The organism is Candidatus Hydrogenedentota bacterium (genome assembly GCA_012730045.1).
Taxonomy (GTDB): domain Bacteria; phylum Hydrogenedentota; class Hydrogenedentia; order Hydrogenedentales; family CAITNO01; genus JAAYBR01.
The window spans coordinates 110451-134119 of sequence record JAAYBR010000106.1 but is presented as its reverse complement, the minus strand read 5'-3'; the positions used below and the strand labels follow the sequence as shown (position 1 = coordinate 134119).

Sequence of the window (23669 nt, the reverse complement as noted above, 5' to 3'; positions counted from 1 at the left end):
AAACCCAGACATGAAAAAGAGAACCCCTTTGAAGAAGAAACTGAAGATACTTTTCGTTGTGTCGGAAGTGTCCCCCCTGGTCAGCACGGGGGGCCTGGCCGAAGTGGCCCAGGCCCTTTCGGCGTCACTGCGGGAGCGCGGACACGACGTGCGGATGGCCCTGCCCTGCTATCGGCAGATACCGGAGGCGGCGCGCGGGGAGGTTGGAACGGTCTGCACGGCGGATTTTGGCGATCGCCGGGCCCAGGGCGCGCTGCGGGTGTCCTCGCTGCCGGAAAGCGGCGTGCCGCTGTATCTGGTGGAGCACGAGGGGTACTTCGGGAGGGGGGGCGTCTACGGGACCGGGGCGCATGAATACCCGGACAATGCCGAGCGCTTCTGTTTTCTTGCCCTCGCCCTGCTTGACGCCCTTCCCCGGGACGGGTGGCGTCCGGACGTGGTGCACTGCCATGACTGGCACGCCGCGCCCATGGCCGTCTTTCTCCGGAGCCGGTTTCTGCAAGACCCTTTCTGGGGCGGGGTGCCGGTGGTGTTCACCATCCACAACCTGGCCTTCCAGGGGCGTTACCCTGCGGAGCGTTTCGCGTCTACGGGCATCCCGGCGGACCTGTTCACCGATTTCTGTCTGCGGTACGAGGGGGACATGAACCTCATGAAGGGGGCGGTTCGGCTGGCCGACGCCCTGACGACGGTAAGCCCCCGCTACGCCCGCGAGATTCAGACGCTGGACTACGGCGCGGGGCTGCACGATGAACTGGCCGCGCGGTCGGAGGGGCTCACCGGCATTCTGAACGGCGTGGACGCCGCCCTCTGGAGTCCCGAGCGAGACACCCATCTTGCGGCGGTGTTTTCCCGGGAACGCCCCGGGGGGAAACAGACCTGCAAGGCGGACATCCAGCAGGCCTTTGGGCTTCCCATCCTGGACACGCCCCTGTTCGGGATGGTCAGCCGTCTTTATTGGCAGAAGGGCGTGGACCTGCTGCTGGACGCGCTGCCGCGCCGTCTGGAGGAGGGGGCGCAGTGCGTGCTGCTGGGGGCGGGGGATCCGGAACTGGAGGCGCGGGTGCGGGAAATGGCGGAGCGCTTTTCCGAGGCCTTCGCCGTCCGTCTCGGGTATGATGCCGCCCTCTCCCACAAGATCATCGCGGGGAGCGATTTCCTGCTGATGCCGTCCCGCTACGAGCCGTGCGGACTGACGCAGATGTACGCGCTGGCGTACGGCACGGTGCCCGTGGTCCGCAGAACGGGCGGCCTGTATGACACGGTTGTCCCGCTGAACGCCCGCACCCTTGCGGACCGAACCGCGACGGGGGTTTGCTTCATTCCGCAGACGGCCGGGGCGGTGGGACGGGCCATGGACCGCGCGGTGGCGCTGTGGAACGACAAGACCGGCCTCGAACGCGTCCGGCAGGCGGGCATGGCATGCGACTTCTCCTGGGAGCGTTCCGCCGGTGAGTACGCCGCCCTGTACGGGCGGCTGCCCGCGGAGGCAGGCAGTGTCTCTTGACCTGACCACGCACTCTCCGGAGGAAACCGAGCGGCTTGGCGGGCGGTTGGCGGAGCTTCTCCCCGACGGGGCGGTGGTGGCCCTTTTCGGCGACCTCGCCGCCGGCAAGACCTGCCTCGTGCGGGGCATGTCCCGGCTCTTTGGCGGGGGCACTTCGGTGCACAGCCCCACCTTCACCCTGGTGAACCGCTATGGCCGGGAGAGGATTCTCTACCATCTCGATCTTTACCGCCTGTCGGGGTGTGAGGAACTTGCCGATCTGGGGGTTGAGGAGCTCTTCGAGCCCGAGGGGGTGTGCGTGGTCGAGTGGGCCGAGCGGGCGGACGTCATGCTCCCCGAACGCCGGGTGGAGGTGCATATTGACCATGCGGGTCACGACACGCGCCGGATCAGGATGGAGAACCGTGATGTGCTGCCGGAGGGATGGGACGCCGTCCTGTCCCGGGAGGGATAGGCGCGCCGCTGTGCCCCCCGCCCTCCTTCACGGCTTGGGGGAGGCGCCCAGGATTTTCGCCAGTTCCGCCCGGAGCGTCTCCATCCGGTAGGGTTTCTGGAGGAACCCGCCCGGTCCGGAGTCGGCCCCCTCCCCTTTCGATGCGTTGCCTTCATCGTATCCGCTCGACAGGATCACCGGAAGGTGCGGGGCCAGGACGCGGATTTCCGCGAGGGCCGTCGGGCCGTCCATGACGGGCATGGTCACGTCCAGCAGCACCACGCGGACCTCTTCCAGATGTTTTCGGAGGAGGTCCAGGGCTTCGAGCCCGTTGCGGGCGGTGATCACGTCAAACCCAAGCCGCGACAGGATGCGTTCCGCCATTTGGAGGAGCGTTTCATCGTCATCCACCGCCAGCGCGGTGCCGGAAAAGCGGTCTCCGGACCCGCGGGCGGCGGCTGCGGCCCCGTCTGAGGAGGGGACTGCCGCCTGGTCCCCGGCCGGGGGGAACAGCAGACGGGTGGTGGTTCCGCCTCCCGGGGCGCTTTCGACAAAGATGGCGCCCTGGTGGGCCTTCATAATGCCCAGCACCGCCGACATGCCGAGTCCGCGGCCGGTAAACTTGGTGGTGAAGAACGGGTCGAACAGCCGGGAAAGGGTTTCCTCACCCATGCCGCATCCTGTGTCCGACACCTCCAGCCACACGTAGCGCCCGGGTCTGGGCGGGATGTCCGTGCGGTTGCCGGCCAGCTGCTCTGCGGAGCAGGTCATGAGTCCCGTCGCCAGGCGGACGGTGCCGGACTCGCCGCACAGGGACTCGGAGGCGTTGGTCATGAGGTTCATGATCACCTGCTGAATCTGGGCGGGGTCGCCCATTACAGGCGGCACGGCTGCCCCGGTCGCAAGGCTGAGAACGGCCTTCTTGTCCAGGATGGTGGCGAGGATGCCGGCGTTTTCCCGGACAAGGTCATTTAGATCCACTTCGGTGATCCGCGCCTGCGTCTTTCCGGAGTAGACGAGAATCTGCCGGGTGAGATCGGCGCCGCGCCGCGCGGCCTTGACGGCGGACTCCAGGGAGACCCGCGCCTCCGCGTCCCCGGGCAGGTCCTCCAGCGCGAGGTCTATGTTTCCCATGACGGCGAGGAGCAGGTTGTTGAAGTCATGGGCGATGCCGCCGGCCATGACACCGAGGCTCTCCAGTTTCTGGGCGTGCAGCATGTCCCGCTCAAGGGCCAGACGCTCGTTTTCGAGTTTTTTCCGGTAGGTGATGTCGTGGATGAATCCGCCGACTCCCTCATTCTGGTCGCCGATCATGATGGGGAACTTGCGCGCCTCGTAGACGCGGCTGCCGACGCGCTCCTCGGAAATCTGCAGGATGCGGCCCCGCAGCACCGCCTCGTCCGAGGCGCGGGAGGCGTTGGCGGCCTCCGTGGGCATCAGGTCGTGGTCGGTCTTTCCAAGAATCTGCGCCTCGGCCCTTCCGAAAAACTCCCGGTTGGCCCGGTTTACGAAGACATAGCGGTACTGGGAGTCCTTGAGAAAGGCCAGGTCGGGCGCGGCGTCCAGAAAGGCGCGGTAGCGCATCTCACTCTCGCGCAGGGCCTTCTCGGCGCGTTTCAGGTCGCTCAGGTTCACGTCTATGCAGAAGACCTCCGGGTCCTGTTCCCTCCTGCGGATGATGACATAGTTGGAGTAGATGGGAACCATGGCCCCATCCTTCCGGCGCACCAGCCCTTCTTCGGGGTGGGAGCAGGATTCCCCGGACTGGACCAGCCGGCGCAGGGCTGCGCGCGCGCCCTCGATTTCCTCCCCGCCGGAGAAGAGCAGGGAGAACAGGTCTTTTCCAACGGCCTCCTCCGCGGAATACCCGTACATGTCCTCGCTGGCCCGGTTCCAGTACGCGACCACGCCGTCCAGCGAGAAGCGCTGTATGGCGACATGGGGAATGGACTCGATGAGGGTCTTGAGACGGAGCTCGCTTTCCCGGAGGGTTCTGTCCGCCGTCTTCTGTTCCGTGATGTCCGTGTGGGTGCCCAGAATGCGGAGGGGCGCCCCCTCCCGGTCGCGGGCCACGACCTTTCCCCTTCCCAGAATCCAATGCAGGAGGCCGTCTTTTCCGGCAATCCGGAATTCCATGGAAAACTCGTCGCCGCCGGATTCCAGGGTGTGGGTGACCGCCTGGACGGCGGTGTTGCGGTCTTCCGGAAACACCAAGTCCTGCCACTTGCTGAAGGTCACCGGAAACTCGTCCGCGCAGTAGCCGAGCATGGCGTAGGTGCGCGGGCTCCAGTAGACGCGTTCCGAGGGCACATCCCAGTCCCACAGTCCGTCACTGGTCGCCTCCAGCGCGAGGCGGAGGCGCTCCTCGCTCTGGGCCAGCGCGCGGTCCGCAGTGACCCGGTCTGTGATGTCCCAGAAAATGCCCTGCACGCCGGTGATGCCGCCCCGGGCGTCCCGCACGGGGGTTTTCATCACCTGCATGAACATTTCGGGGCTTCCGGGGGCCGCATGCTTTTCCACCTCGTCGAGGGAGGATCCCGTGGCGATCACATACAGGTCGTCCTTCCGGTATTTCTCCGCAAGCGCGGGGGGGAAGAAATCGAAGTCGGACTTGCCCAGCAGGTCCTTAAGGGCGCAACCCCGCAGCTCGCAGTATCGGCGGTTGGCGAAGGTCATGCGCCCTTCCAGGTCTTTCCGGATGATGTACTGCGGAAGGTTCTCCACCAGGGAGGTGTATAGCGCCCCGGAGTCCCGCAGGGCGGTCTCCGCCAGCTCCCGGTCCGTGATGTCCTCCAAAAAGAGCAGCGCGAAGGGCTGCTCATAAAGGTGCACGCGCGCGGTCTGCACGGAAAGAATGACCGGACGGCTGTCGCCCTCCCCTGCGGGCAGTTCACAAACTGTCCGCGCGCTCCGCCCCACGCCGTCCCTGATCGTTTCCGCGGAGATGGAGGCGATGTCGGCCCCCGGATCTTTCCCCGCGCGGGGATCCGCCCCCCGGGAGGGGGATGCAAGCAGGTCGCCCATGCGGCGTGCGGAGAGGTCGTGCAGGGACAGAGACAGGAAGGCGCGGAAGGCCGGGTTCCCATAGCGCACGCGCTGTTCGGCATCGAGCAGGCAGATCATGAGCGGAACGTTGTCATAGATGGCCTCCAGCTCCCGTTGCTGGGAGCGGAGGACCGACTCGACCAGGTCTCTCCCCCCGGTTTCCGAAACAGCGACGCCGGTGACGCCGGGAGAAATGCGCCGCGCGGTCACGGCGGCCCGCATGGTCCCCCCCGATCCTGTGCGCAACCGCGCCTCGAAGGCGGCGGGGGACCATGCATGGGTCTGGGAGACCATCGCCTCCCCCAGTCTTTCCTGATCCTCTTCCTGAAAAAGGGCGCAGAAGGCGCGTCCCGGCAGCGTGGCCTGCGCGACGCCCAGAAGGGAGGCGAACCCCTCGTTGCCGCGCAGAATGGCACCCGCATCATCCACCAGTACGTAGCCCACGGGGGCCCGGTCAAAAAGGTCGCGGAAAAGCTGGTGTTCCTCCTGCCGCGCCTGCAGGGCTTCCAAGAGCCGGCCGGAGATGCGCTCCAGTTCCGGGAGGGAGAGGTTGTCGCCGCACTCGTCTGACAGATCGGCGCTGCGGACAACCGCCCTCAACAGGGCCCTCAGCGAATCAGGCAGCTTATTCATAAGCGATCTCGTCTGCGGTTGGGAGTGAGGACAGCCCGACACACACCGCGGACATTATACAACGGAGAAAACCAAGAAAAAAGCTGATGCCGGGGGCGGAGCGGAGGGCTACCGGTCTTCTCTGCGGAAGATCTGGATGTTGTCCGGGGGCGCGGGGGGGGGCGGGGTGGAAACCGGCGGAGCTTCGGGGCCGAGGAGGTTGAGGATGGTCCGCGCCTCCTCCACGATCTTCTGCGCCAGGAGGAGGGCCTCGCGGGGCGTGCGCAGCGCGCTCCCCCCGCGGATTTCCGCGGTGAGCCGCTGCCGGGCGCCCTCCAGGGTCATGCCCTCGTGGCGGACAAAGGTCTTGACGCGGCGCACAATCTCAATGTGTTTTGCGCTGTAGAACCTGCGGTTGGACCGGGTGCGTCCGGGCCGCAGCTGCGTGATGTGGGTTTCCCACTGGCGCAGAACGTAGTCCGGCACCCCGGTGAGTTTGCTCACCTCGCCGATGGAGTATCGGCGGTCCGGGAGATCGGTGGTTTCATCGGCCATCTGCACACCGCGCGGTTAGTGGTCCAGGGCCTTCCATTCCTCGGTCTGGGTCCAGACCGTGAGGTTGGTGAGGTCCCGTTTGGGCCGGAAGACAAGCCCGCCAAAGAAGCAGCCCAGGAGGAACATGATCACGTTGCCGACCAGTCCCCCGTAATAGGTCTCAAAGGGGACAAACGGGGTGATGACCTTGAGTTCAACGAGGGCCAGCCACGCGCTGAACACCACGGTGAAGAGGATGCCCACGAAGACGGCGCGCCCGTCGCCCCACTTGGTGAGGAATCCGAAGCAGTAGAGGCCCATCAGGCCTCCGGCGAAGATGGCGGCCAGCTTGGTGGCCGTGTCCTGGAGGGTGCGCTCGGTGACGAAGAGCAACGCGTAGGCGAAGCCCAGCATGGCGACGGAGGCCGCGAGCGAGATCAGGCGCGCGGCGTTCATGTAGTGCCGCTCCGACTTGCCTTTTGCAAAGTGGCGCTTGTAGATGTCCACGACGCTCACGGCGGAGATGGCGTTGATGCTGGAGGAGAGGGAGGACATGGCGGCGGCGAGGACGCCCGCGACCACGAGTCCGGAGAGCCCCACGGGCATCTTCTGAATCACGAAGTAGGGGATGATGGAGTCGGCGCGGGCGCCGTCGGCCCCGGTGAGCATGGCCAGGGCCTTCGGATCGGGGTTGACCTTGAAATACACGTAGAGGGCCGTGCCGATGAACATGAAGAAGGCCCAGGTGGGCACGCTGCACAGGCAGCATATCCAGATGGCCTTGGTGGCCTCCTGGGGGTTCTTGGTGGCGACGTATTTTTGGATGACGTTCTGGTTGCTGCTGTACTCCGTGAGCCAGTTGGTGAGGCCGACCAGGATGATCATTATCACGGTCTTGTCAGTGAGGCTGAAACCCCATCCCGCGGGTTCCAGTTTTCCCGTGGCAGTGTTCAGGTCGCCGAGCATGAATTTGCCGTCCTGCCAGGCGACGGAGATGACTTCCGAGAGCCCCCCGGGCACCCCCATGACGACCAGGATCAGGATGGCCAGACCGCCGAACCACAGCAGGAAGGACTGGAAGAAGTCGGTCCAGATGACCGCCTCAATGCCGCCCGTGATGGTGTAGAACGAGGTGATCACGCCGCCGATGAGGATGCTGTACTCCGCGCTGAGCCCCGTCATCTCCTGCACCAGCACGGAGACAAGATAGAGGATCAGGCCCAGGCGGGTGATCTGCGCGACAATGAAGGCGGTGGCCGCATACGCGCGGGTGCCCGCCCCGAAGCGCACCTCCAGATACTCAAAGGCGGAGGTGACCTGGGCGCGGCGGTAGAAGGGCAGGAACACCTTGGACGCGATGAAAATGCCCAGCGGGAGCGTCAGGCAGAGCAGAAACCGCAGGTAGGCGGTCTTGTAGGCGTCGGCGGGGTACGCCACAAAGGTGATGGAGCTGATGGACGTGGCGAACATGGACAGACCGATCAGCCACCCGGGGTACGACCGTCCGCCGACGAAGTAATTCTCCGTGTTCTTGTTCCGCCGCGCGAAGTAGGGCCCCATGGACGCCATGGCCAGGAAATACACGACCAGCACCACGATGTCCAGGGTTCTCATTTCAGGATGCATGATTTCTCCCTTGCCGTTCTATGAAACCGTGGAAACGGGGGCCGCCGGGGCGTGAAGCCCGCGTCTGCGGCCATCCCGAACGGCCACTTTACCAACCCCGGCCGGGGCGATGCAACCGCGCCGCGCCGCGCGTCACCGTTGACCGTAATAGGCGTCCTTCCCGTGCTTGCGGAAGAAATGCTTGTTGAGGAGGTAGTCCTCCAGGGGCGCAGCGGCCGGGTTGACGGCCAGGGTGTGCGCCGCCATCCGGGCGACCTCCTCCAGCACGACGGCATTCTCCAGGGCTTCCGCCGGAGATTGCCCCCAGACGAAGGGGGCGTGGCCCGCCGTCAGCGCCGCCGGACAGGCCAGAGGGTCCCTGCCCGAGAAATGGCGGACAATGCGGCCGCCCATGTGGTGCTCGTAGTTATCCAGAATCTCCTCCTGCGAGGGCGCGGCGACGACGGGAATCTCGCCGTGGAAGTAGTCGGCGTGGGTGGTGCCGAGGCAGGGAATGGGCCGGCGCGCCTGGGCAAAGGCGGTGGCGTAGTGGGAGTGGGTGTGGATGACGGCGTTGACGCCGTGAAAGGCCCGGTAGAGGGCCAGATGGGCCGGCGTGTCCACCGAGGGGGACAGATCCCCCGCGACAAGCTTCCCCTCGAAGTCCACCACCACGATGGTGTCGGCGGTGAGGTCGTCATACTGCACCCCGCTCGGCTTGATGGCGATTACCCGCTCCGACCGGTCCGCCGCGCTGGCATTTCCCCAGGTTTCCAGCACGAGGCCCTCCTCGACGAGGGCGCGGTTCATTTCGTAGACCGTTTCCTTGAGCACCTTATACATGGCCTGTCCCTCATGGTTGGATCCTGCGGAAATGGTATCAGATGCGGACGGGACTATTCCCCGTCCTGCGGAAGTTCCGCGGCGTAGGCGGCGAGCCGTGCGAGAATCTCCCCCACCTCCGTCAGCTGGACCAGTTCCCGCCGCAGCAGGGCGATGTGGGGCGCGCCCTTCAGATAGCCTGCGTAGTGCTTGCGGAAGGAAAAGACGCCGCGCGGGGCGCCGTGGTAGGCGACGTGCTCCACGAGGTGCCGCGCGGTCAGGGCGACGCGCTCCCGAAGCGGGGGTTCGGGAAGCTCCTCCCCCGTCTCCAGCCAGTGGCGCAGATGCCGGAACACCCAGGGGCGGTGGATGGCCCCCCGTCCGATCATGACGCCGTCGGCGCCCAGGTCCAGACAGGTCCGGAGGTCGGCGGGCGTGGTGATGTCCCCGTTGGCGATCAGGGGGATGGCGGAGACCTCGCGGATCCGGCCGATCCAGGACCAGTCGGCGCGGCCGGTGTAGCCCTGGCACCGGGTCCGGCAGTGGACGGTCAGCGCCCGGACCCCCAGGTCTTCGAGCATGCGCGCCGCCTCCAGGATGACAATGCTGTCGTGGTCCCATCCCAGCCGGGTTTTTACGGTGACAGGCAGGCGGGTGCCCCGCATGACGGCGGCGACCACGCGCCCCATCTTGGGCAGGTCGCGCAGGAGTCCCGCGCCGTCGCCCCGGTTGGCGATCTTCTTGACCCAGCAGCCGCAGTTTACATCAATGAAGTCCGGGTCTTCGGCCTCGGCGCGCGCGGCGGCGGCGGCCATGACCCCTTCGGTGCTTCCGTACAACTGGATGCCGATGGGGCGCTCATCGTCCGACACCAGGAGTTTGCGGCATTGCGAGGGAATCTCACGGACAACGGCCTCGCAGTGGGCGAACTCCGTGTAGACAACGTCCGCGCCCATTTCCCGGCACAGGCGCCGGAAGGGCGGGTCGGACACATCCTCCATGGGCGCCAGACAGAGGGGCACGGGGATGTCATGGGCGCCGAACTTCACGCGTCGTCTTTCCCTGCGGTTCCCGCGCCGTCCTTTGCGTATGCGCACAGGTTCCGCGAGATTTCCATGGCGCAGAACTTGGGGCCGCACATGGAGCAGAAATGGACGCCGCCCTTGTTTGCCTCGGGAAAGGACCGCGCGTGCATCTCAAAGGCCTTTTCGGGGTCCAGGGAGAGGGCGAACTGGTCGCGCCAGCGGAACTCGAAGCGGGCCTTGCTCAGGGCATCGTCGCGGATTTGGGCACCCGGGAACCCCCGGGCGAGGTCCACGGCGTGGGCGGCGAGTTTGAAGGTCACCACGCCCTCGCGCACATCGTCCCGGTCGGGCAGGCCGATGTGCTCCTTCGGCGTGACGTAGCACAGCATGGCCGTGCCGTACCATCCGATCAGGGCACCCCCGATGGCGGAGGTGATGTGGTCGTAACCCGGGGCGATGTCGGTGACCAGCGGGCCGAGGGTGTAGAACGGGGCGCCGCCGCACCATTCGGCCTGGCGGTCCGTGTTTTCCCGGATGAGGTGCATGGGAATGTGGCCCGGCCCCTCGTTGATCACCTGCACCCCCCGCTCCCAGGCGCGGCGCGTGAGGTCCCCCTGCACCCGCAGTTCTGCGAACTGCGCCCGGTCGTTGGCGTCCCGCATGGACCCCGAGCGCAGGCCGTCCCCGATGGAAACGGTGACGTCATAGGCGGCCAGGATGTCACAGATGTCGTCCCAATGGGTGAAGAGAAAGTTCTCCTCGTTGTGGGCCATGCACCACTTGGCCATGATGGACCCGCCCCGGCTGACAATTCCCGTGGTGCGGCCGGCCGCCCAGGGGATGAATTCCTTCAGGACGCAGGAATGGATGGTGAAATAGTCCACCCCCTGCTCCGCCTGCTCAATCAGGGTGTCGCGGTACAACTCCCACGTGAGGGACTCCGGCCCGCTTTCGGCCTTTTCCAGGGCCTGGTAGATGGGCACAGTGCCGATGGGGACGGGGCTGTTGCGCAGGATCCACTCCCGGGTTTCGTGGATGTCCTTTCCCGTGCTGAGGTCCATGACGGTATCCGAACCCCAGCGGATGGCCCAGACCATCTTCTCCACCTCTTCGGCGACAGAACTGCGCAGGGCGGAGTTTCCGATGTTTGCGTTGATTTTTGTCAGAAACCGGTTGCCGATGACCATCGGCTCCAGCTCGGGATGGTTGATGTTGGCCGGGAGCACGGCCCGTCCGGCGGCGATTTCCTCGCGGACCACTTCCGGGGTGATCCGGCCGGGGTGTTCCTCTGCGGAGGGGGGGAGCAGATCCTCCCGCAGGGCGGCGTATTCCATCTCGGGGGTGACGATACCCCTTCGGGCGTAATCCATCTGGGTGATGCGCGCCCCGGTCCGGGCGCGGATTGGGGTGAGCTGCCGGGGAAAGGCGGCCGCATTGCGGGAACTTTCGGCAGCGGCGGCCTTTCCGGCCGTCTCCGTGTCCGCACGCTCTTCGATCCAGGGGCGGCGCAGGGGAGAAAGCCCTTTCTCCAAGTCAATTTCCGCTGCGGGGTCGGTGTAGGGGCCAGACGTGTCATACAGCCGCACCGGCGGATTGTCCGTGAGGATTTCCCCGGTTTGGGAACGGGTTGGGGCCAGATCCACCTCCCGCATGGCCACGCGGATGGACGGATGGCTCCCCTCCACATGGATCTTCCGGGACTGGGGGAAGGGTTTCCGGGTGACGTCTTGGGATTCTGTGTCACCAGGGCTGCCAACGTTTTTCGACATGATCCAGAGGCTCCATACTGCGAATACTGAAAATGCGCTGATTCGCAGAAGAAATGCGGGAGTGCGCTCCCGCAGACGGGTTTTCAAAGCGACAAAGCGTTCTGTATTATACAGAACGCGTGTCAGGCGAAGAAACCCGGGCGGGGTTGCGACTAGGTAACCCCCGGAAGAAGGAGAAGACAGAATGGTCCAGTGGATGAGGATGCTTGCCGGGGCGCTGCTGGTTGCCGGAACGCTCTGCGGGGGTGCGGGAGCCGACCGCAGCGAGACGGGCTCTCCCAGAGTCATGGAGGGGCCCATGGTAGGGGTTCCCGCCCCGGAGGCAGTGTCCGTCTGGGTGCGGTTGTCGGGGGAATATGAAGCCGTGCTGGAAGTGAGCTCCACGAAACATTTCCGGCAGGCGGTCGCCTCTCCCCCCGTTCGTCCCTCGCGGGCCGGGGATGACTGCACGGCCGTGCTGCGGGTGGACGGCCTCTCCCCTGCCACGCCGTATTTCTACCGGATTCTGGTGAACGGGAAGCCGGATCCCTATTTGGACATCTTTCAGACGAAGACCGCCCCGGCGGGGCCGGCGAAGTTTTCCGTGGCCTTTGGGTCGTGCCCGCGGGTTCAGCGGGACCGTGTGCAGCCGATCTGGGATTCGCTGAAGGCTGCGGGGCCGGACCTTTTCTTCTGGATTGGAGACAACGTTTACGGGGACACCCTGGACCCGCAGGCCCTGGCCGAGGAATACCGGCGGCAGCGGGCGGTGGCGTCGTTGCAGGGGTTCATCACGATGGTGCCCCAGTTGGCGGTGTGGGATGACCATGATTTCGGCCTGAACGACCACGACCGCACAAACCCCGTGAAGGAGGCTTCTCTGGGCATCTTCAGGCAGTATTGGGCCAACCCGTCCTACGGGCTGCCCGACACGCCGGGGGTGTTTTTTCGTTACGCCTACGGGGGCGTGGACTTCTTCTTTCTCGACTGCCGCTACCACCGCGATCCGAACACGGACCCGGACACGCCGGAGAAGACCTTCCTGGGAGCAGGACAGCTCGCGTGGCTCCAGCGGGAGTTGAAGGCCAGCACTTCGCCGTTCAAGGTGCTCGTCTCCGGGAGTGGCTGGACCTGCGCCAAGGGCGCCGGCGGCGATTCCTGGGCCGCCTTCCTCAACGAGCGGGACCGCCTGTTTGACTTCATCCGCGACGAGGAAATCACGGGGGTTGTCCTGATTTCCGGGGACACGCATGTCGGCGAGTTCAATGCCATTCCCCGTTCGGACCAGGGCGGCTATGACCTGTACGACCTCGTGAGCTCCCCGCTGGCCCAAAAGGCGAACACGGGCTGGAGGAAGCGTTTTCCGGAACTGCGCGTGCGCACCCCCCACGAGGGGGACAACGCCGGCATGATGGTGTTCGACATGACGGGGGCCGTTCCGTCGGTGGAGCTGAACCTGATGGATGTGGACGGAAAACCCGTCTGGACCCCCGTGGTGCTGACACCGGACGACCTGCGCAACGGGGCGGCCACCGCCCGGCGGCACTCGGATTTCAAGGCCGAGTAGGGTGGGCGGCCTGGTCCGTGTCGGCGCGTTTTAGGGGGGTATTTCTTGAGAAAGGGGCCGGGGGTGGTTCATGCTTTTACCCGTTGAACCGCTCCCAGGGGGTCACTGGAGGTCTCATGAACATCTTTATCGCCGGTGGCGGACGTGTGGGATTCCACCTTGCGCGCCTTCTCTGCGCGGAGGGCCGGGATGTCACGCTGCTTGACCGGAACCCGCAGCGCCGGGAAGAGATTGATTTCGACCTGGACGCCCGCACCGTGGTGGGCGACTGCACCTCCGTGCTCCTTCTCCAGTCGCTGAACGCGGGGGACGCGGACCTTTTCATCGCCTGCACGGGGGACGACCGGAGCAACCTCATCGCCGCCACGCTGGCCAAGGGCCTGGGCGCGGGCCGCGCGGTGGCCCGGGTGGATACGACGGATTTTATCGAGTCCAGCTTTCTCTACGAGGGGTTCATGAACGTGGACTACCTGCTGAGCCCGGACGCGCTGGCGGCCCACGACATTGCGCAGTTTGTGGAGAATCCGGGGGTGCTGGGGGTGGAGGAGTTCGGGCGGGGAAGGATACAGCTCTGCCAGGTGCAGGTGGGCGAGAAGGCCCCGGCGACCGGCCGGGCCGTGCGCGACATCCTGCCCCCGGGCAGCGGCCTGCTGGTGGGCACGGTCACCCGGGGCGGGGCCAGCGGCATCGTCCGCGGCGACACGGTGCTGCAGGCCGGGGACAAGGTCACCCTGATCGGCATGAAGGGGGCCATGGAAACGCACCGGCGGCTCTTCAGCGAGTCCGCGCCGGCGAAGAAGGTGGCGATTCTCGGGAACACCGTGATCGGCCGCCGCGTCGCCCAGGCCTTTGACACCCGCCAGATGGAGGTGAAGCTTTTCGAGAAGAACCCGGCGGCCTGCGAGGAGCTTGCCCGCGAGTTCTACCGCGTCAAGGTGGTGAACCGCGACGCGACGGTGCGCGCCTCGCTGGAGCAGGAGCATCTCCAGAACTTCGACGTGTTTGTGGCGACCACGGAGGACGACGAGCGGAACATCATGGCGGGGGTGCTCGCGCGGGAGGTGGGCGTGCCGCATGTCGTGGCTGTGGTGCACCAGCCGGACTTCGCGCCGCTGGTCATGAAGCTGGGCATAGACCTTGCCCTGACCCCCCGGCTTGCCTTCGCCAACAGCGTGCTCAAGATCATCCACCAGGAGCGCGTCACGGCGTCGTCCTTCCTCGGCGAGGGGGACATGGAGGTGGTCGAGGCGGCGTTGGGCGATGCCGCGCCGGTGGCTGGCCGCACCATCGCGGAGGTGGCCGGCCGCCTGCCGGGGCAGGCGCTGATCGCCACAATCCTGCGTGGCGACCAGGTTATCGTGCCCGGCGGCTCCGACATCCTCCAGCGGGGGGACACGGTGGTCTTCATTTCCCCCACCGCAGAGGCCAACGCCGCGCGAAAGGCCCTCACGGGCGTCTGATGAACTACCGTATCATCGCAAAGAACCTGGGGGTCTTCTCCCTGTGGGTGGCCGTCTGGATGGCCGTCTCCTCCCTGTGGTCCCTCTGGTACGGGGAACCGGCCGCCCTGCGGGCCTTGCTGGAGTCGGCGGCCACGTCGGTTCTGGCCGGGGCGGCATTGCTGTATCTCGGCCGGGGTCCCCAGCGGCGGATGTATGAGCGTGAAAGCGTGGCGCTGGTCGGGCTGGGCTGGATTTTGATTGCCGGGCTCGGCGCGCTCCCTTTCTGGTACCTGGGCACGCAGACCTTCACGGAGGCCTACTTCGAGTCCATGTCCGGGTTCACCACCACGGGATCCTCGGTCATTGCGGACATCGAGGGGCTTCCCAAGGGAATCCTGTTCTGGCGTTCCCTCACGCACTGGCTGGGGGGCATCGGCATCGTGGTGCTCATGATCGCCGTGATCCCCTTCATCGGCATGTCGGGCAAGATGCTTTACCAGTCGGAGGTGACGGGCCTTTCCAAGGACGGCGTGCGCCCGCGCATCAAGGAGTCCGCCTTCATCCTTCTGAAGGTGTACCTGGTGCTGACGGTCATCCACGCGGCGGCGCTGATGATCGCGGGGATGGACTTCTTCGACGCCCTCTGCCACACCTTCGGGAGCCTGGCGACGGGCGGATACTCGACAAGAAACAAGAGCGTGGAGGCCTTTGACAGCGTCGCGATTGAGGGGGTGATCACGGCGTTTGAACTGATCGGGGCGACGAATTTCACGCTCTACTACCTTATGGCCAAGGGCGACTGGCGCGCCCTCTTCCGGGACACGGAGTGGCGCGTGTTCATGGGCATCTTCGTGGTGTCCACCCTGCTCATCACGGTCAACCTGATGAGGGTGCAGGGGGTGGTGGCGCCCGAGGACACGTCGGTGCCCGGCGCCCTGGGCGGCGTGGACTACTCCTGCGGCCAGGCCCTGCGCTTTTCCTCGTTCCAGGTGGCGACCATGATGACCAACACGGGGTTCACGGGGGCCGATTTCGACATCTGGCCCTATTTCTCCCGGATATGGATTATGCTCATCGTGATGATGGGGGGATGCGCCGGCTCCACGGCGGGCGGCATCAAGATCATCCGCGTGGTGATTCTCTTCAAGATCGGCATGCAGCAGGTTCAGCGCATCTACCGGCCGCACACCCTGCGGGCCATCCGCGTGAACGGACAGGTCGTCTCGGAGGACATCCAGTACAGCGTGCTCTCCTTCTTTCTGGTCTATGTGGCCGTGATGGCGTTTTCCACGGTGGTCATGTCGTTTCTGGGCCTTCCGCTGCAGAGCGCCTTTTCCTCCGTGGTGGCCTGTCTGAACAACACCGGGCCGGGGCTTGAGCTGGTGGGCGCCGAGAGAAACTTCTCCTGCGTGCCCGCCGCCGGCAAGTGGTTCCTGAGCCTGGTCATGGTCACGGGGCGTCTGGAGTTCTTCAGTGTTATGGTATTCTTCTTTCCGTCGTTCTGGCGGCGCGGCTGAGGCGCGGCGCCCGTTCCGGTGCAACCTTTCTGACAATGGTGGGAAATGAATTACCGTCTGCTGCTGCGATATCTCGGCGTGTTTCTGCTCGCGCTTGCGCTGCCGCTGGCGGTTTCGGCGCTGTGGGCGGTCTGGTACGGGGAATGGCGCTCCCTTGAGGCGTTTCTGCGCACCATCGTGCTGACGGTGGCGGCCGGGTTTGCGCTGTGGGGAGTGGGCCGCGGGGCCCGGGTTCGGGTGTATGAGCGGGAGGGGCTGGCCCTTGTGGCGCTGGGGTGGCTCCTGATTGCGGGGGTGAGTGCCCTGCCCTATGTCTTTTCGGGGCTCATGGACCCGGCGTCCGCCTATTTCGAGTCCATGTCCGGCTACACCACCACCGGGGCCTCGGTGCTGGAGAAGGTGGAGCCGGTGGACAAGAGCCTGCTCTTCTGGCGGGCAACCACCCACTGGCTGGGGGGCATGGGGATCATTGTGCTGATCATCGCGGTGCTGCCCTCCCTGGGGGCCGGGGGGAAGCAGCTTTACCGGTCCGAGGTGCCCGGGGTGGACAAGACAGGCCTGCTGCCGCGCATGCAGGACACGGCGGCGATGCTCTACAAGATTTATCTGGGCATGACCATCGTCCAGACGGCGTGCCTGGCGGCGGCGGGAATGAGCCTGTTCGACGCGCTCTGCCACACCTTTGCCTCGCTGTCCACCGGGGGGTTCTCCACGCGCACCGCCAGCATCGGCGCCTACGACAGCCTTCCCATCGAGATCATTGTGACCGTGTTCACGGTGCTTTGCGGGGCGAATTTCGGGCTGTATTTCGCCATGCTCCAGGGGGACTGGAAAGCCCCTTTACGCAGCACGGAGTTTCGGTGGTATCTCGGCATCCTGCTGGCCGCCACCCTGCTGATCACCGTGAATCTGATAGGCGTCCAGGGGGCCATACCGGAGGATCCCGGCGCGGGGACGCATGATGTGCGGTACGGTTTCGGGCACGCGCTGCGTGTGGCCGTGTTTCAGGTGGGCACCGTTATGACGACGACGGGGTTCGCGACGGACAACACGGACCTCTGGCCGTATTTCTCGCGCACGGTGCTGATCGCCCTGATGATCGTGGGGGCCTGCTCCGGCTCCACGGCGGGGGGAACCAAGGTTTTCCGCGTCGCGCTGATCGCCAAGATCGTGCGCAACCAGCTGGAGCGCCTGTACCGCCCCAAGACGGTGCGCGCGGTGCGGATGAACGGCGCCGCGGTGCCGCTTGAAGTGCAGCTCACCGTTTACACCTTCTTCGCGATGCATGTCGCCGTGCTGGTCGTGGGGACCATGTTCATGTCTTTGCTGGGGCTTCCCTTCCAGACGGCCTTCAGTTCCGTCGTGGCGACGGTGAACAACATCGGGCCGGGGATGGAACTGGTGGGCTCCACGGCCAACTACGCCTGTGTGCCGGCGGCGGGCAAGTGGTTCCTGTCGCTGCTGATGGTGATCGGCCGCCTGGAGTTCTTCAGCATCTGCGTGCTGTTCCTCCCCTCCTTCTGGAGGCGGGCGTAGGCGGCTCAGACGCGGGTGCCGGGCACCATTCTGCGCTCGCGGGCGTAGTCTTCCAGGGCCTCGCGGAGGAGCTTGCGTCCGCGGTAGAGGCGGGACATGACGGTGCCGAGGGGGCACTGCATGATGTCGGCGATCTCCTTGTAGGACATGTCCTCGAGGTCGGCCATGATGACGGCGTTGCGGAAGTCGTCGGGGAGGGCCTCGATGGCCTTGCGCACGGGGTCGTCCACGAGTTCCAGGAGGTCCTCCTGGTTCCCCCGGCGGGGCTCGAAGAAGACATCGGGGTCGGGGGCGGTCTCCGGGGCGGACTCAAAGCCCGACAGTTCGACTTCGGCGGGGCGGCGGGTCTTCCGGCGGTATTCGTTGATGAAGGTGTTGCGCAGGATGGTGAGGAGCCAGGCCTTGATGTAGGTGCCCTCGCGGAACTTGTCGTGGAAGCGCAGGGCTTTGACGATGGTGTTCTGCGTGAGATCCTCCGCGTCGGCGGAGTTGCGGGTGAGGCGCATGGCGACGGCAAAGAGCATGTCAATATGCTCCAGCACCTGCCGTTCAAACTCGCGCGAGCGGTTTATCACCAAAGCGTCAGCCACGTTCTCCGTCCCTCTGTCCCATCAACCATAAGCCCCCGGCATCCGACCGCCGGACCAGCCTCTTCTATACGCAACCTTATCGTAGCAGGAAAGGGGCTTGGGAGGCAATGTTGCGCCCGGCGCGGGTTCATGCGGGCGTGATGTCATCGTTTTGGGGACGAAACAGGGAGCGCGCAAGGTCACCGGTGTCGGCGCAGTCCGGGGCTGTGAGGCGTTCCGCCTCGCGGCGGGCGGCATCGAGGAGGCGAGCGTCGCGGATCAGGTCTGCGGCGCGCAGGTCGCTCAGACCGGCCTGCCGGACACCCAGCAGCTCCCCCGGCCCCCGCATGCGGAGGTCCGCCTCGGCGATGTCGAAGCCGCTGGTGGATTTGCAGAGGGTCTCCACCCGTTCCCTGCCCTCGGCGGTTTTGGGTTTTCCCAGGAGGAAGCAGAACGAGGGCTGGGTTCCCCGCCCCACCCGTCCGCGGAGCTGATGGAGCTGTGTCAGGCCGAATTCGGAGGCGTTCTCGATGACCATGAGCGTGGCGTTGGGGACGTCTATTCCGACCTCGACCACCGTGGTGCTGAAGAGCACCTGAATCTCGCCCTGTTTGAAGGCGCGCATGACTGCGGCCTTTTCCGGCGCGGAAAGGCGCCCGTGCAGGATTCCGGCGCTCAGCCCCGCCAGCGGGCCCGCGGAGAGTTCTTCAAAATGGCGGAGCAGCGCCCGGGTGTCCTGTTTGGCGGCGGATTCCTCGATGAGGGGGCAGACGATATAGGCCTGCACCCCCTTCTCGGCCTGTTTCCTGACATGGTCGTAGCACGCCGAAACCTTGCCCTGGGGGATGTATCGTGTGGTCACGGGCGTGCGGCCCGGGGGCAGTTCGTCCATCACCGTGAGGTCCATGCGTCCGAAAACGGTGAGCGCCAGGGAACGGGGTATGGGCGTCGCCGACATTTGGAGAACATCGGGACGCGGGCCCTTCCGGACCAAGAGTTCGCGCTGGGCGACACCGAAACGGTGCTGCTCGTCAATGATCACCAAACCGAGCCGGTGAAAGGCGGCCTGCTCCTGAAAGAGGGCGTGGGTGCCCACGACCACCTGCGCGGCGCCGGAGGCGGCCGCCCGGAGGGCTTCTCCCCTTCCCTCGGCGCCGCCGGTGATCAGGACGGTGCGCAGCCCCAGGGGGGCGAGCAGGCCGTCCAGCACCAGCGCGTGCTGGGCGGCCAGCAGTTCGGTGGGGGCCATGAGGGCGGTCTGGTGTCCGCCGTCCGCCGCGATGACGGCCGCATGGAGGGCCACCAGGGTCTTGCCGGAGCCCACATCGCCCTGAAGCAGGCGGAGCATGGGCGAGGGTCCGGCCATGTCGCGGACGATGTCCTCCACGGCCCGCTGCTGCGCGGCGGTCAGGGCAAAGGGGATGCCGGCCTGGAACCGGCGGAACAATTCTCCGCCGACACGGTTGGTGTGTGCGCGGTCCTCCTGCCGCAACAGGCGCTTCTGTCGCTGGATGTCCGTCTGCAGGACGAGCAGCTCCTCAAAGATGAGGCGTCGTCGGGCATCGGCGGCCTCTTCGGGCGTGTCAGGAGCATGCACCCGGCGCAGGGCTTCGGCGAGGCCCGGAAGCCCCATGCGGCGGAGGAGTTCACCGGGCAAAGGCTCCCGCAGGAGGGGCGCTGCAACGTCGAGGGCGGCCCGCACCCACTTCCTCATCATCCGCTGGGTGACCCCCTCGGTCAGGGGATAGGCGGGCAGGATGCGGCCCTGCCGGAGGCTTTGGAGGTCCTCCTCCTCCAGGAACTCGTATTCCGGGCTGGACAGGCAGGGGCCGTTGTACTGACCCACGCGGCCCGAGAAGAAGGCGGTCCTCCCCGGAACGAAGGCGCTCTTGGCGAGGAAGCCCCTGCCGAAGAAGGAGGCCTGCACGGCACCAGTGCCGTCGGAGAGGGACACCAGCGCCAGGGAGGTTCGCCCGCCCAGGCGGACTTGGCGGCTGGCCGTGATCTCCGCAACCACGGAGACTTGTTCCCCGGGCTGAACATCCGCCAGGGGCGTGAGTTCGCGGCAGTCGCGGTAGGCCCGGGGGAAATGAAGCAGGAGGTCCCGCACGTTGGAGATGGAGAGACGGGCCAGCAGGGCTGCCCGGCCCGGACCGATGCCGGGAAGAACCTCCACCCCGTCCTCCAGGGCAATTGCCGGGGAGGCGGCGGTGCTTTCAGCGTCCTCTGGCGTTTCCGGCGGCACGTTCACGCGGGCCAGGTGGGCTGTCCGGTATAGAGGTCAAACAGGGTCCGATAGTACCGCATGAAGCGCGCGGGGTCGTCGTTGCCCTCAATCTCGGCAAGGCAGTAGCCCGTGTATCCGCACTCCTTGAGCAGGTCGAACAGCTCCTGCCAGGGGTATTTGGGCACGCCGATGTCGGTGATGTGGACCAGGCCCAGGGCGTGCTTCAGGAGCTCGAAATTGGCCCGGATGCTGCCGTTCTCGTCCGTTTCGCCGCTGTTGCAGTTCCAGCAAACCTTCGCGTTGGCGTGGTTGGCGTGGTCAAGCATGGCCCGCACGCTCTTTGGCTCGCGGGAGCCCTCCGGGCCGTGCACCTCCATGCGGACCTCCACCCCGAGACTGGCGGCGGCGGCCGCCACCTCGCCCCAGGCTTTGCCGATGCGCTCATGGGTGACCGCCAGCTCTTCGCCCTTGTTCACCCCGTTCGGGCGCACCTTGATGCCGCCCGCCCCCACATCCGCCGCCAACTGCGCGTATTCTTTGGCGCCCTCAACGTTCTTCTTGACCGCCGAGGGGTCGTGGAAATCATAAGTGCTGCCCAGGCCGACCAGCACGATGCCGGAGTCTTCAAACTTCTTGCGGACATCGGCGCGCTCCGTTTTGGAGAGGGACAGCTCCACGCCGTGGCTGTGCGTGGTGCGCAGTTCGACCCCCGCCAGCCCCGCCTCCTTGCACAGGGCGATCAACTGGTCGCAGGTCATCTTCTCCCCCATCTTGTAGGTGACCATGCCCACCTTGAACGGCACCTCCGCGGCGGCCGCGGCGGCAACGCGCATTCCCCGGGATGGGGCGGAAACGGTGAGGGAGGCGGCGCCGGCCGCGCCGGCGCAGAGGGCCATCCAATGGCGTCTGGAAAAGGGTTTCATGGGGGCGGCTCCTTGTCTTTGCTTGTGAACCCTGCACGAAAACGCCATTATGCGCGGACAGGCCGTTCAGTGCAAGCCGGAGTCGGGAGCCGGGGCTTGACAACGGCACCGCCGATACCTTATAATGATTACCAAGTAAGGAATTATTTGGCGGTTAGGATCGTTTCACAGGCAGACAACACATGTACCGAGAAGGAGAATCGCACATGAAGATTTACGGCGACAACAGTTTCACCATCGGGAAGACCCCCCTTGTCCGTCTGAACAACGTGACCAAGGGGATCAAGGCGGCGCATGTGCTGGCAAAGGTGGAGGGAAGAAACCCCGCCTACTCTGTGAAGTGCCGCATTGGGGCAAACATGGTCTGGGACGCCGAAAAGCGGGGCGTGCTGAAACCGGGGGGGACGATCATTGAGCCGACCTCCGGCAACACGGGGATTGCGCTGGCCTATGTGGCGGCGGCGCGGGGATACAACCTGATCCTGACCATGCCCGAGACCATGAGCCTGGAGCGCCGCGCGATGCTGAAAGCCTTCGGCGCGGAGCTGATCCTGACCCCGGGGGCTCTCGGCATGCCCGGGGCCATCGCGGAGGCGGAGCGGTTGGCGGCGGAAAACCCGGACTATTTCCTGCCCCAGCAGTTCAACAACCCGGCCAACCCCGAGATTCACCAGCTGACGACAGGTCCGGAAATCTTCGAGGACACGGACGGCAAGGTGGACGTTCTGGTGGCGGGAGTGGGCACGGGGGGGACGATCACGGGGATCAGCCGTTTTCTCAAGGGGGACAAGGGGCTCAACGTGCAGACGGTGGCCGTGGAGCCCGCCACCTCGCCCGTTTTGGCGGGGGGCGCGCCGGGCAAGCACAAGATTCAGGGCATAGGCGCCGGCTTCATCCCGAAGGTGCTCGACCTGTCGCTGCTGGACCGGATCGAGCATGTGACGGACGAGGAGGCCTTCGACACGGCGCGGCGTCTGGCGAAGGAGGAGGGCATCATCTGCGGGATCAGTTGCGGCGCGGCGGCGACGGCGGCGCTCCGGCTGGCGTTTCAGGAGGCCTACGCGGGCAAGACGATTGTCGTGATACTTCCGGACAGTGGAGAGCGGTACCTCTCCACCCCCCTGTTCCAGGCATAACCCCAACACAAGACACTTTGGAAGGAAAGACGCATGACCACGGAAAAGAAACAGAGACTGGGAACCCTCGCCCTGCACGCCGGGCAGACGCCGGACCCCGTGACGGGATCGCGGGCGGTGCCGATCTACCAGACAACCTCCTATGTGTTTCAGGACACGGCCCATGCCGCGCGCCTGTTCGGGCTGGAGGAGTTCGGCAACATCTACACGCGGCTGATGAACCCGACGACGGACGTTCTGGAGAACCGGGTGTCCGCGCTGGAGGGCGGCGTCGGCGGGCTGGCCACGGCCTCCGGGGCGTCGGCGATCATGCTGGCCACGCTGAACATCACGAGGAGCGGGCAGAACTTCGTCTCCTCCACGACGCTTTACGGCGGCACCTACAACCTGTTCGCCAACACCTACAGGGACTTGGGCATAGAGGCGCGCTTTGTGGACGGTTCCGACCCCGCCAACTTCGCCAGGGCGATAGACGACAATACGCGGTTTCTCTATCTGGAGAGCATCGGGAACCCGGCGAACGACGTGGCGGATTTCGAGGCCGTCGCCAAGGTGGCACATGACCACGGCATTCCGCTCATCGTGGACAACACGGTGGCCTCCCCCCTGCTCTTCCGCCCCTTCGACCACGGGGCGGACATCGTGGTGCACTCGGCGACCAAGGTGCTCGGCGGCCACGGCACCTCGCTGGGCGGCGTCATTGTGGACAGCGGGAAGTTCGACTGGAGCAACGGAAAGTTCCCGGAGATTGACGGGCCGAATCCGAACTACCACGGCGCGAACCTGCACGAGGCGCTGAAGCCGCTGGGCAACATCGCCTACATCATCAAGGCGCGCGTGACCCTGCTGCGCGACATGGGGCCCGCCATCTCGCCGTTCAACGCCTTCCAGATTCTCCAGGGGATCGAGACCCTGCACCTGCGGGTGCCCCGCCACAGCGAGAACGCGCTGGCGGTGGCGAAGTTTTTGGAGGCGCACCCGGCGGTGGCCTGGGTGAACTATCCCGGACTCGAGAGCCACCGGGACCACGCGCGGGCGAAAAAGTACCTACCGAAGGGCCAGGGCGCGATCCTGGGCTTCGGCATCAAGGGCGGCGCGGAGGCCGCGGTGAAGTTCATCAACAGCGTCGAGCTGGCGTCGCACCTGGCAAACGTGCTTGACGCGAAGACCCTGGTGATCCACCCCTCCACCACGACGCACTCGCAGCTCAGCCCGGAGGAGCAGGCCGCCTCGGGCGTCACGCCGGACTTCATCCGGGTTTCCGTGGGGCTGGAGGACATCGAGGACATTCTGGAGGATTTCGGCCAGGCATTGGCCGCCTCGCAGAAGTAGGTGGTATGATATGCGGGCGCGCCGCGCCGTGCGGCGCGCGCTGTTGAACCGCGGCAGTTCGCCGGGATGTCCGGAACGCCGCGGTTCTC

17 protein-coding genes are annotated in these 23669 nt (G+C 65.8%); 8 read left to right on the top strand and 9 right to left on the bottom strand.

Annotation, left to right across the window (positions count from 1 at the left end):
• Positions 1-10: 10 nt before the first annotated feature.
• Both glgA and tsaE read left to right on the top strand, forming a co-directional pair.
• Positions 11-1507 (top strand): glycogen synthase GlgA, encoded by a 1497-nt coding sequence (gene glgA, locus GXY15_11740; protein NLV41883.1) that lies wholly within the window; start codon positions 11-13, stop codon positions 1505-1507.
• Complete coding sequence (gene tsaE, locus GXY15_11735; protein NLV41882.1) at positions 1497-1961, top strand: tRNA (adenosine(37)-N6)-threonylcarbamoyltransferase complex ATPase subunit type 1 TsaE; 465 nt, start codon at positions 1497-1499, stop codon at positions 1959-1961. Before glgA ends, tsaE begins: the two co-directional genes overlap by 11 nt.
• 27 nt (positions 1962-1988) lie before the next feature.
• Here tsaE and GXY15_11730 read toward each other — a convergent pair whose 3' ends face one another.
• The 6 genes from GXY15_11730 to thiC form a co-directional block, all read right to left on the bottom strand.
• Positions 1989-5618: a PAS domain S-box protein gene (locus GXY15_11730; GenBank protein NLV41881.1), complete on the bottom strand. Its 3630-nt coding sequence runs from the start codon at positions 5616-5618 to the stop codon at positions 1989-1991.
• A gap of 108 nt (positions 5619-5726) precedes the next feature.
• Positions 5727-6152 carry a MerR family transcriptional regulator gene (locus GXY15_11725; GenBank protein ID NLV41880.1) on the bottom strand — a complete coding sequence of 142 codons (426 nt, stop codon included), beginning with the start codon at positions 6150-6152 and terminating at the stop codon, positions 5727-5729.
• 15 nt (positions 6153-6167) lie between these two features.
• Positions 6168-7745, bottom strand: coding sequence for a sodium/solute symporter (locus GXY15_11720; protein NLV41879.1), 1578 nt, complete (start codon positions 7743-7745; stop codon positions 6168-6170).
• A gap of 144 nt (positions 7746-7889) precedes the next feature.
• A complete protein-coding gene (gene araD, locus GXY15_11715) occupies positions 7890-8579 on the bottom strand; it encodes an L-ribulose-5-phosphate 4-epimerase AraD (protein NLV41878.1) in 690 nt (229 codons plus the stop codon).
• 53 nt (positions 8580-8632) lie between these two features.
• The gene (gene dusB, locus GXY15_11710) at positions 8633-9607 is read right to left on the bottom strand and encodes a tRNA dihydrouridine synthase DusB (protein ID NLV41877.1); all 975 of its coding nucleotides are present in this window, start codon (positions 9605-9607) and stop codon (positions 8633-8635) included.
• Positions 9604-11352, bottom strand: coding sequence for a phosphomethylpyrimidine synthase ThiC (thiC, locus tag GXY15_11705; GenBank protein NLV41876.1), 1749 nt, complete (start codon positions 11350-11352; stop codon positions 9604-9606). The genes dusB and thiC overlap by 4 nt, the downstream gene beginning before the upstream one ends.
• Before the next feature lie 184 nt (positions 11353-11536).
• Between thiC and GXY15_11700 the strand changes: the two genes are divergently transcribed.
• The 4 genes from GXY15_11700 (at position 11537) to GXY15_11685 (ending at position 17393) form a co-directional block, all read left to right on the top strand.
• Positions 11537-12898 carry a hypothetical protein gene (locus tag GXY15_11700; GenBank protein ID NLV41875.1) on the top strand — a complete coding sequence of 454 codons (1362 nt, stop codon included), beginning with the start codon at positions 11537-11539 and terminating at the stop codon, positions 12896-12898.
• A 116-nt stretch (positions 12899-13014) separates the two neighbouring features.
• Positions 13015-14358: a Trk system potassium transporter TrkA gene (gene trkA / locus GXY15_11695; protein NLV41874.1), complete on the top strand. Its 1344-nt coding sequence runs from the start codon at positions 13015-13017 to the stop codon at positions 14356-14358.
• Positions 14358-15857, top strand: a complete 1500-nt coding sequence (locus tag GXY15_11690) for a TrkH family potassium uptake protein (GenBank protein ID NLV41873.1) — start codon at positions 14358-14360, stop codon at positions 15855-15857. Before trkA ends, GXY15_11690 begins: the two co-directional genes overlap by 1 nt.
• Positions 15858-15902: 45 nt before the next feature.
• Positions 15903-17393, top strand: coding sequence for a TrkH family potassium uptake protein (locus tag GXY15_11685; GenBank protein NLV41872.1), 1491 nt, complete (start codon positions 15903-15905; stop codon positions 17391-17393).
• A 5-nt stretch (positions 17394-17398) separates the two neighbouring features.
• Here GXY15_11685 and GXY15_11680 read toward each other — a convergent pair whose 3' ends face one another.
• The 3 genes from GXY15_11680 to GXY15_11670 form a co-directional block, all read right to left on the bottom strand.
• Complete coding sequence (locus GXY15_11680) at positions 17399-17983, bottom strand: sigma-70 family RNA polymerase sigma factor (GenBank protein ID NLV41871.1); 585 nt, start codon at positions 17981-17983, stop codon at positions 17399-17401.
• A 127-nt stretch (positions 17984-18110) separates the two neighbouring features.
• On the bottom strand, positions 18111-20207 hold the full coding sequence (gene recG / locus GXY15_11675; GenBank protein ID NLV41870.1) for an ATP-dependent DNA helicase RecG: 2097 nt from the start codon (positions 20205-20207) through the stop codon (positions 18111-18113).
• Positions 20208-20209: 2 nt separating this feature from the next.
• On the bottom strand, positions 20210-21112 hold the full coding sequence (locus GXY15_11670; protein NLV41869.1) for a sugar phosphate isomerase/epimerase: 903 nt from the start codon (positions 21110-21112) through the stop codon (positions 20210-20212).
• A gap of 206 nt (positions 21113-21318) precedes the next feature.
• Here GXY15_11670 and cysK point away from each other — a divergent pair, with 206 nt between their 5' ends.
• On the top strand, positions 21319-22248 hold the full coding sequence (gene cysK, locus GXY15_11665; GenBank protein NLV41868.1) for a cysteine synthase A: 930 nt from the start codon (positions 21319-21321) through the stop codon (positions 22246-22248).
• A gap of 33 nt (positions 22249-22281) precedes the next feature.
• The gene (locus GXY15_11660; protein ID NLV41867.1) at positions 22282-23580 is read left to right on the top strand and encodes an O-acetylhomoserine aminocarboxypropyltransferase/cysteine synthase; all 1299 of its coding nucleotides are present in this window, start codon (positions 22282-22284) and stop codon (positions 23578-23580) included.
• Positions 23581-23669: the final 89 nt, after the last annotated feature.

Coding starts and splice junctions, on each gene's coding strand:
- GXY15_11670 (NLV41869.1), bottom strand. CDS start 21,112: ATGAAACCCTTTTCCAGACGCCATTGGATGGCCCTCTGCGCCGGCGCG.
- araD (NLV41878.1), bottom strand. CDS start 8,579: ATGTATAAGGTGCTCAAGGAAACGGTCTACGAAATGAACCGCGCCCTC.
- GXY15_11690 (NLV41873.1), top strand. CDS start 14,358: ATGAACTACCGTATCATCGCAAAGAACCTGGGGGTCTTCTCCCTGTGG.
- GXY15_11660 (NLV41867.1), top strand. CDS start 22,282: ATGACCACGGAAAAGAAACAGAGACTGGGAACCCTCGCCCTGCACGCC.
- cysK (NLV41868.1), top strand. CDS start 21,319: ATGAAGATTTACGGCGACAACAGTTTCACCATCGGGAAGACCCCCCTT.
- glgA (NLV41883.1), top strand. CDS start 11: ATGAAAAAGAGAACCCCTTTGAAGAAGAAACTGAAGATACTTTTCGTT.
- GXY15_11700 (NLV41875.1), top strand. CDS start 11,537: ATGGTCCAGTGGATGAGGATGCTTGCCGGGGCGCTGCTGGTTGCCGGA.
- GXY15_11725 (NLV41880.1), bottom strand. CDS start 6,152: ATGGCCGATGAAACCACCGATCTCCCGGACCGCCGATACTCCATCGGC.
- thiC (NLV41876.1), bottom strand. CDS start 11,352: ATGTCGAAAAACGTTGGCAGCCCTGGTGACACAGAATCCCAAGACGTC.
- GXY15_11685 (NLV41872.1), top strand. CDS start 15,903: ATGAATTACCGTCTGCTGCTGCGATATCTCGGCGTGTTTCTGCTCGCG.
- GXY15_11720 (NLV41879.1), bottom strand. CDS start 7,745: ATGAGAACCCTGGACATCGTGGTGCTGGTCGTGTATTTCCTGGCCATG.
- trkA (NLV41874.1), top strand. CDS start 13,015: ATGAACATCTTTATCGCCGGTGGCGGACGTGTGGGATTCCACCTTGCG.
- GXY15_11730 (NLV41881.1), bottom strand. CDS start 5,618: ATGAATAAGCTGCCTGATTCGCTGAGGGCCCTGTTGAGGGCGGTTGTC.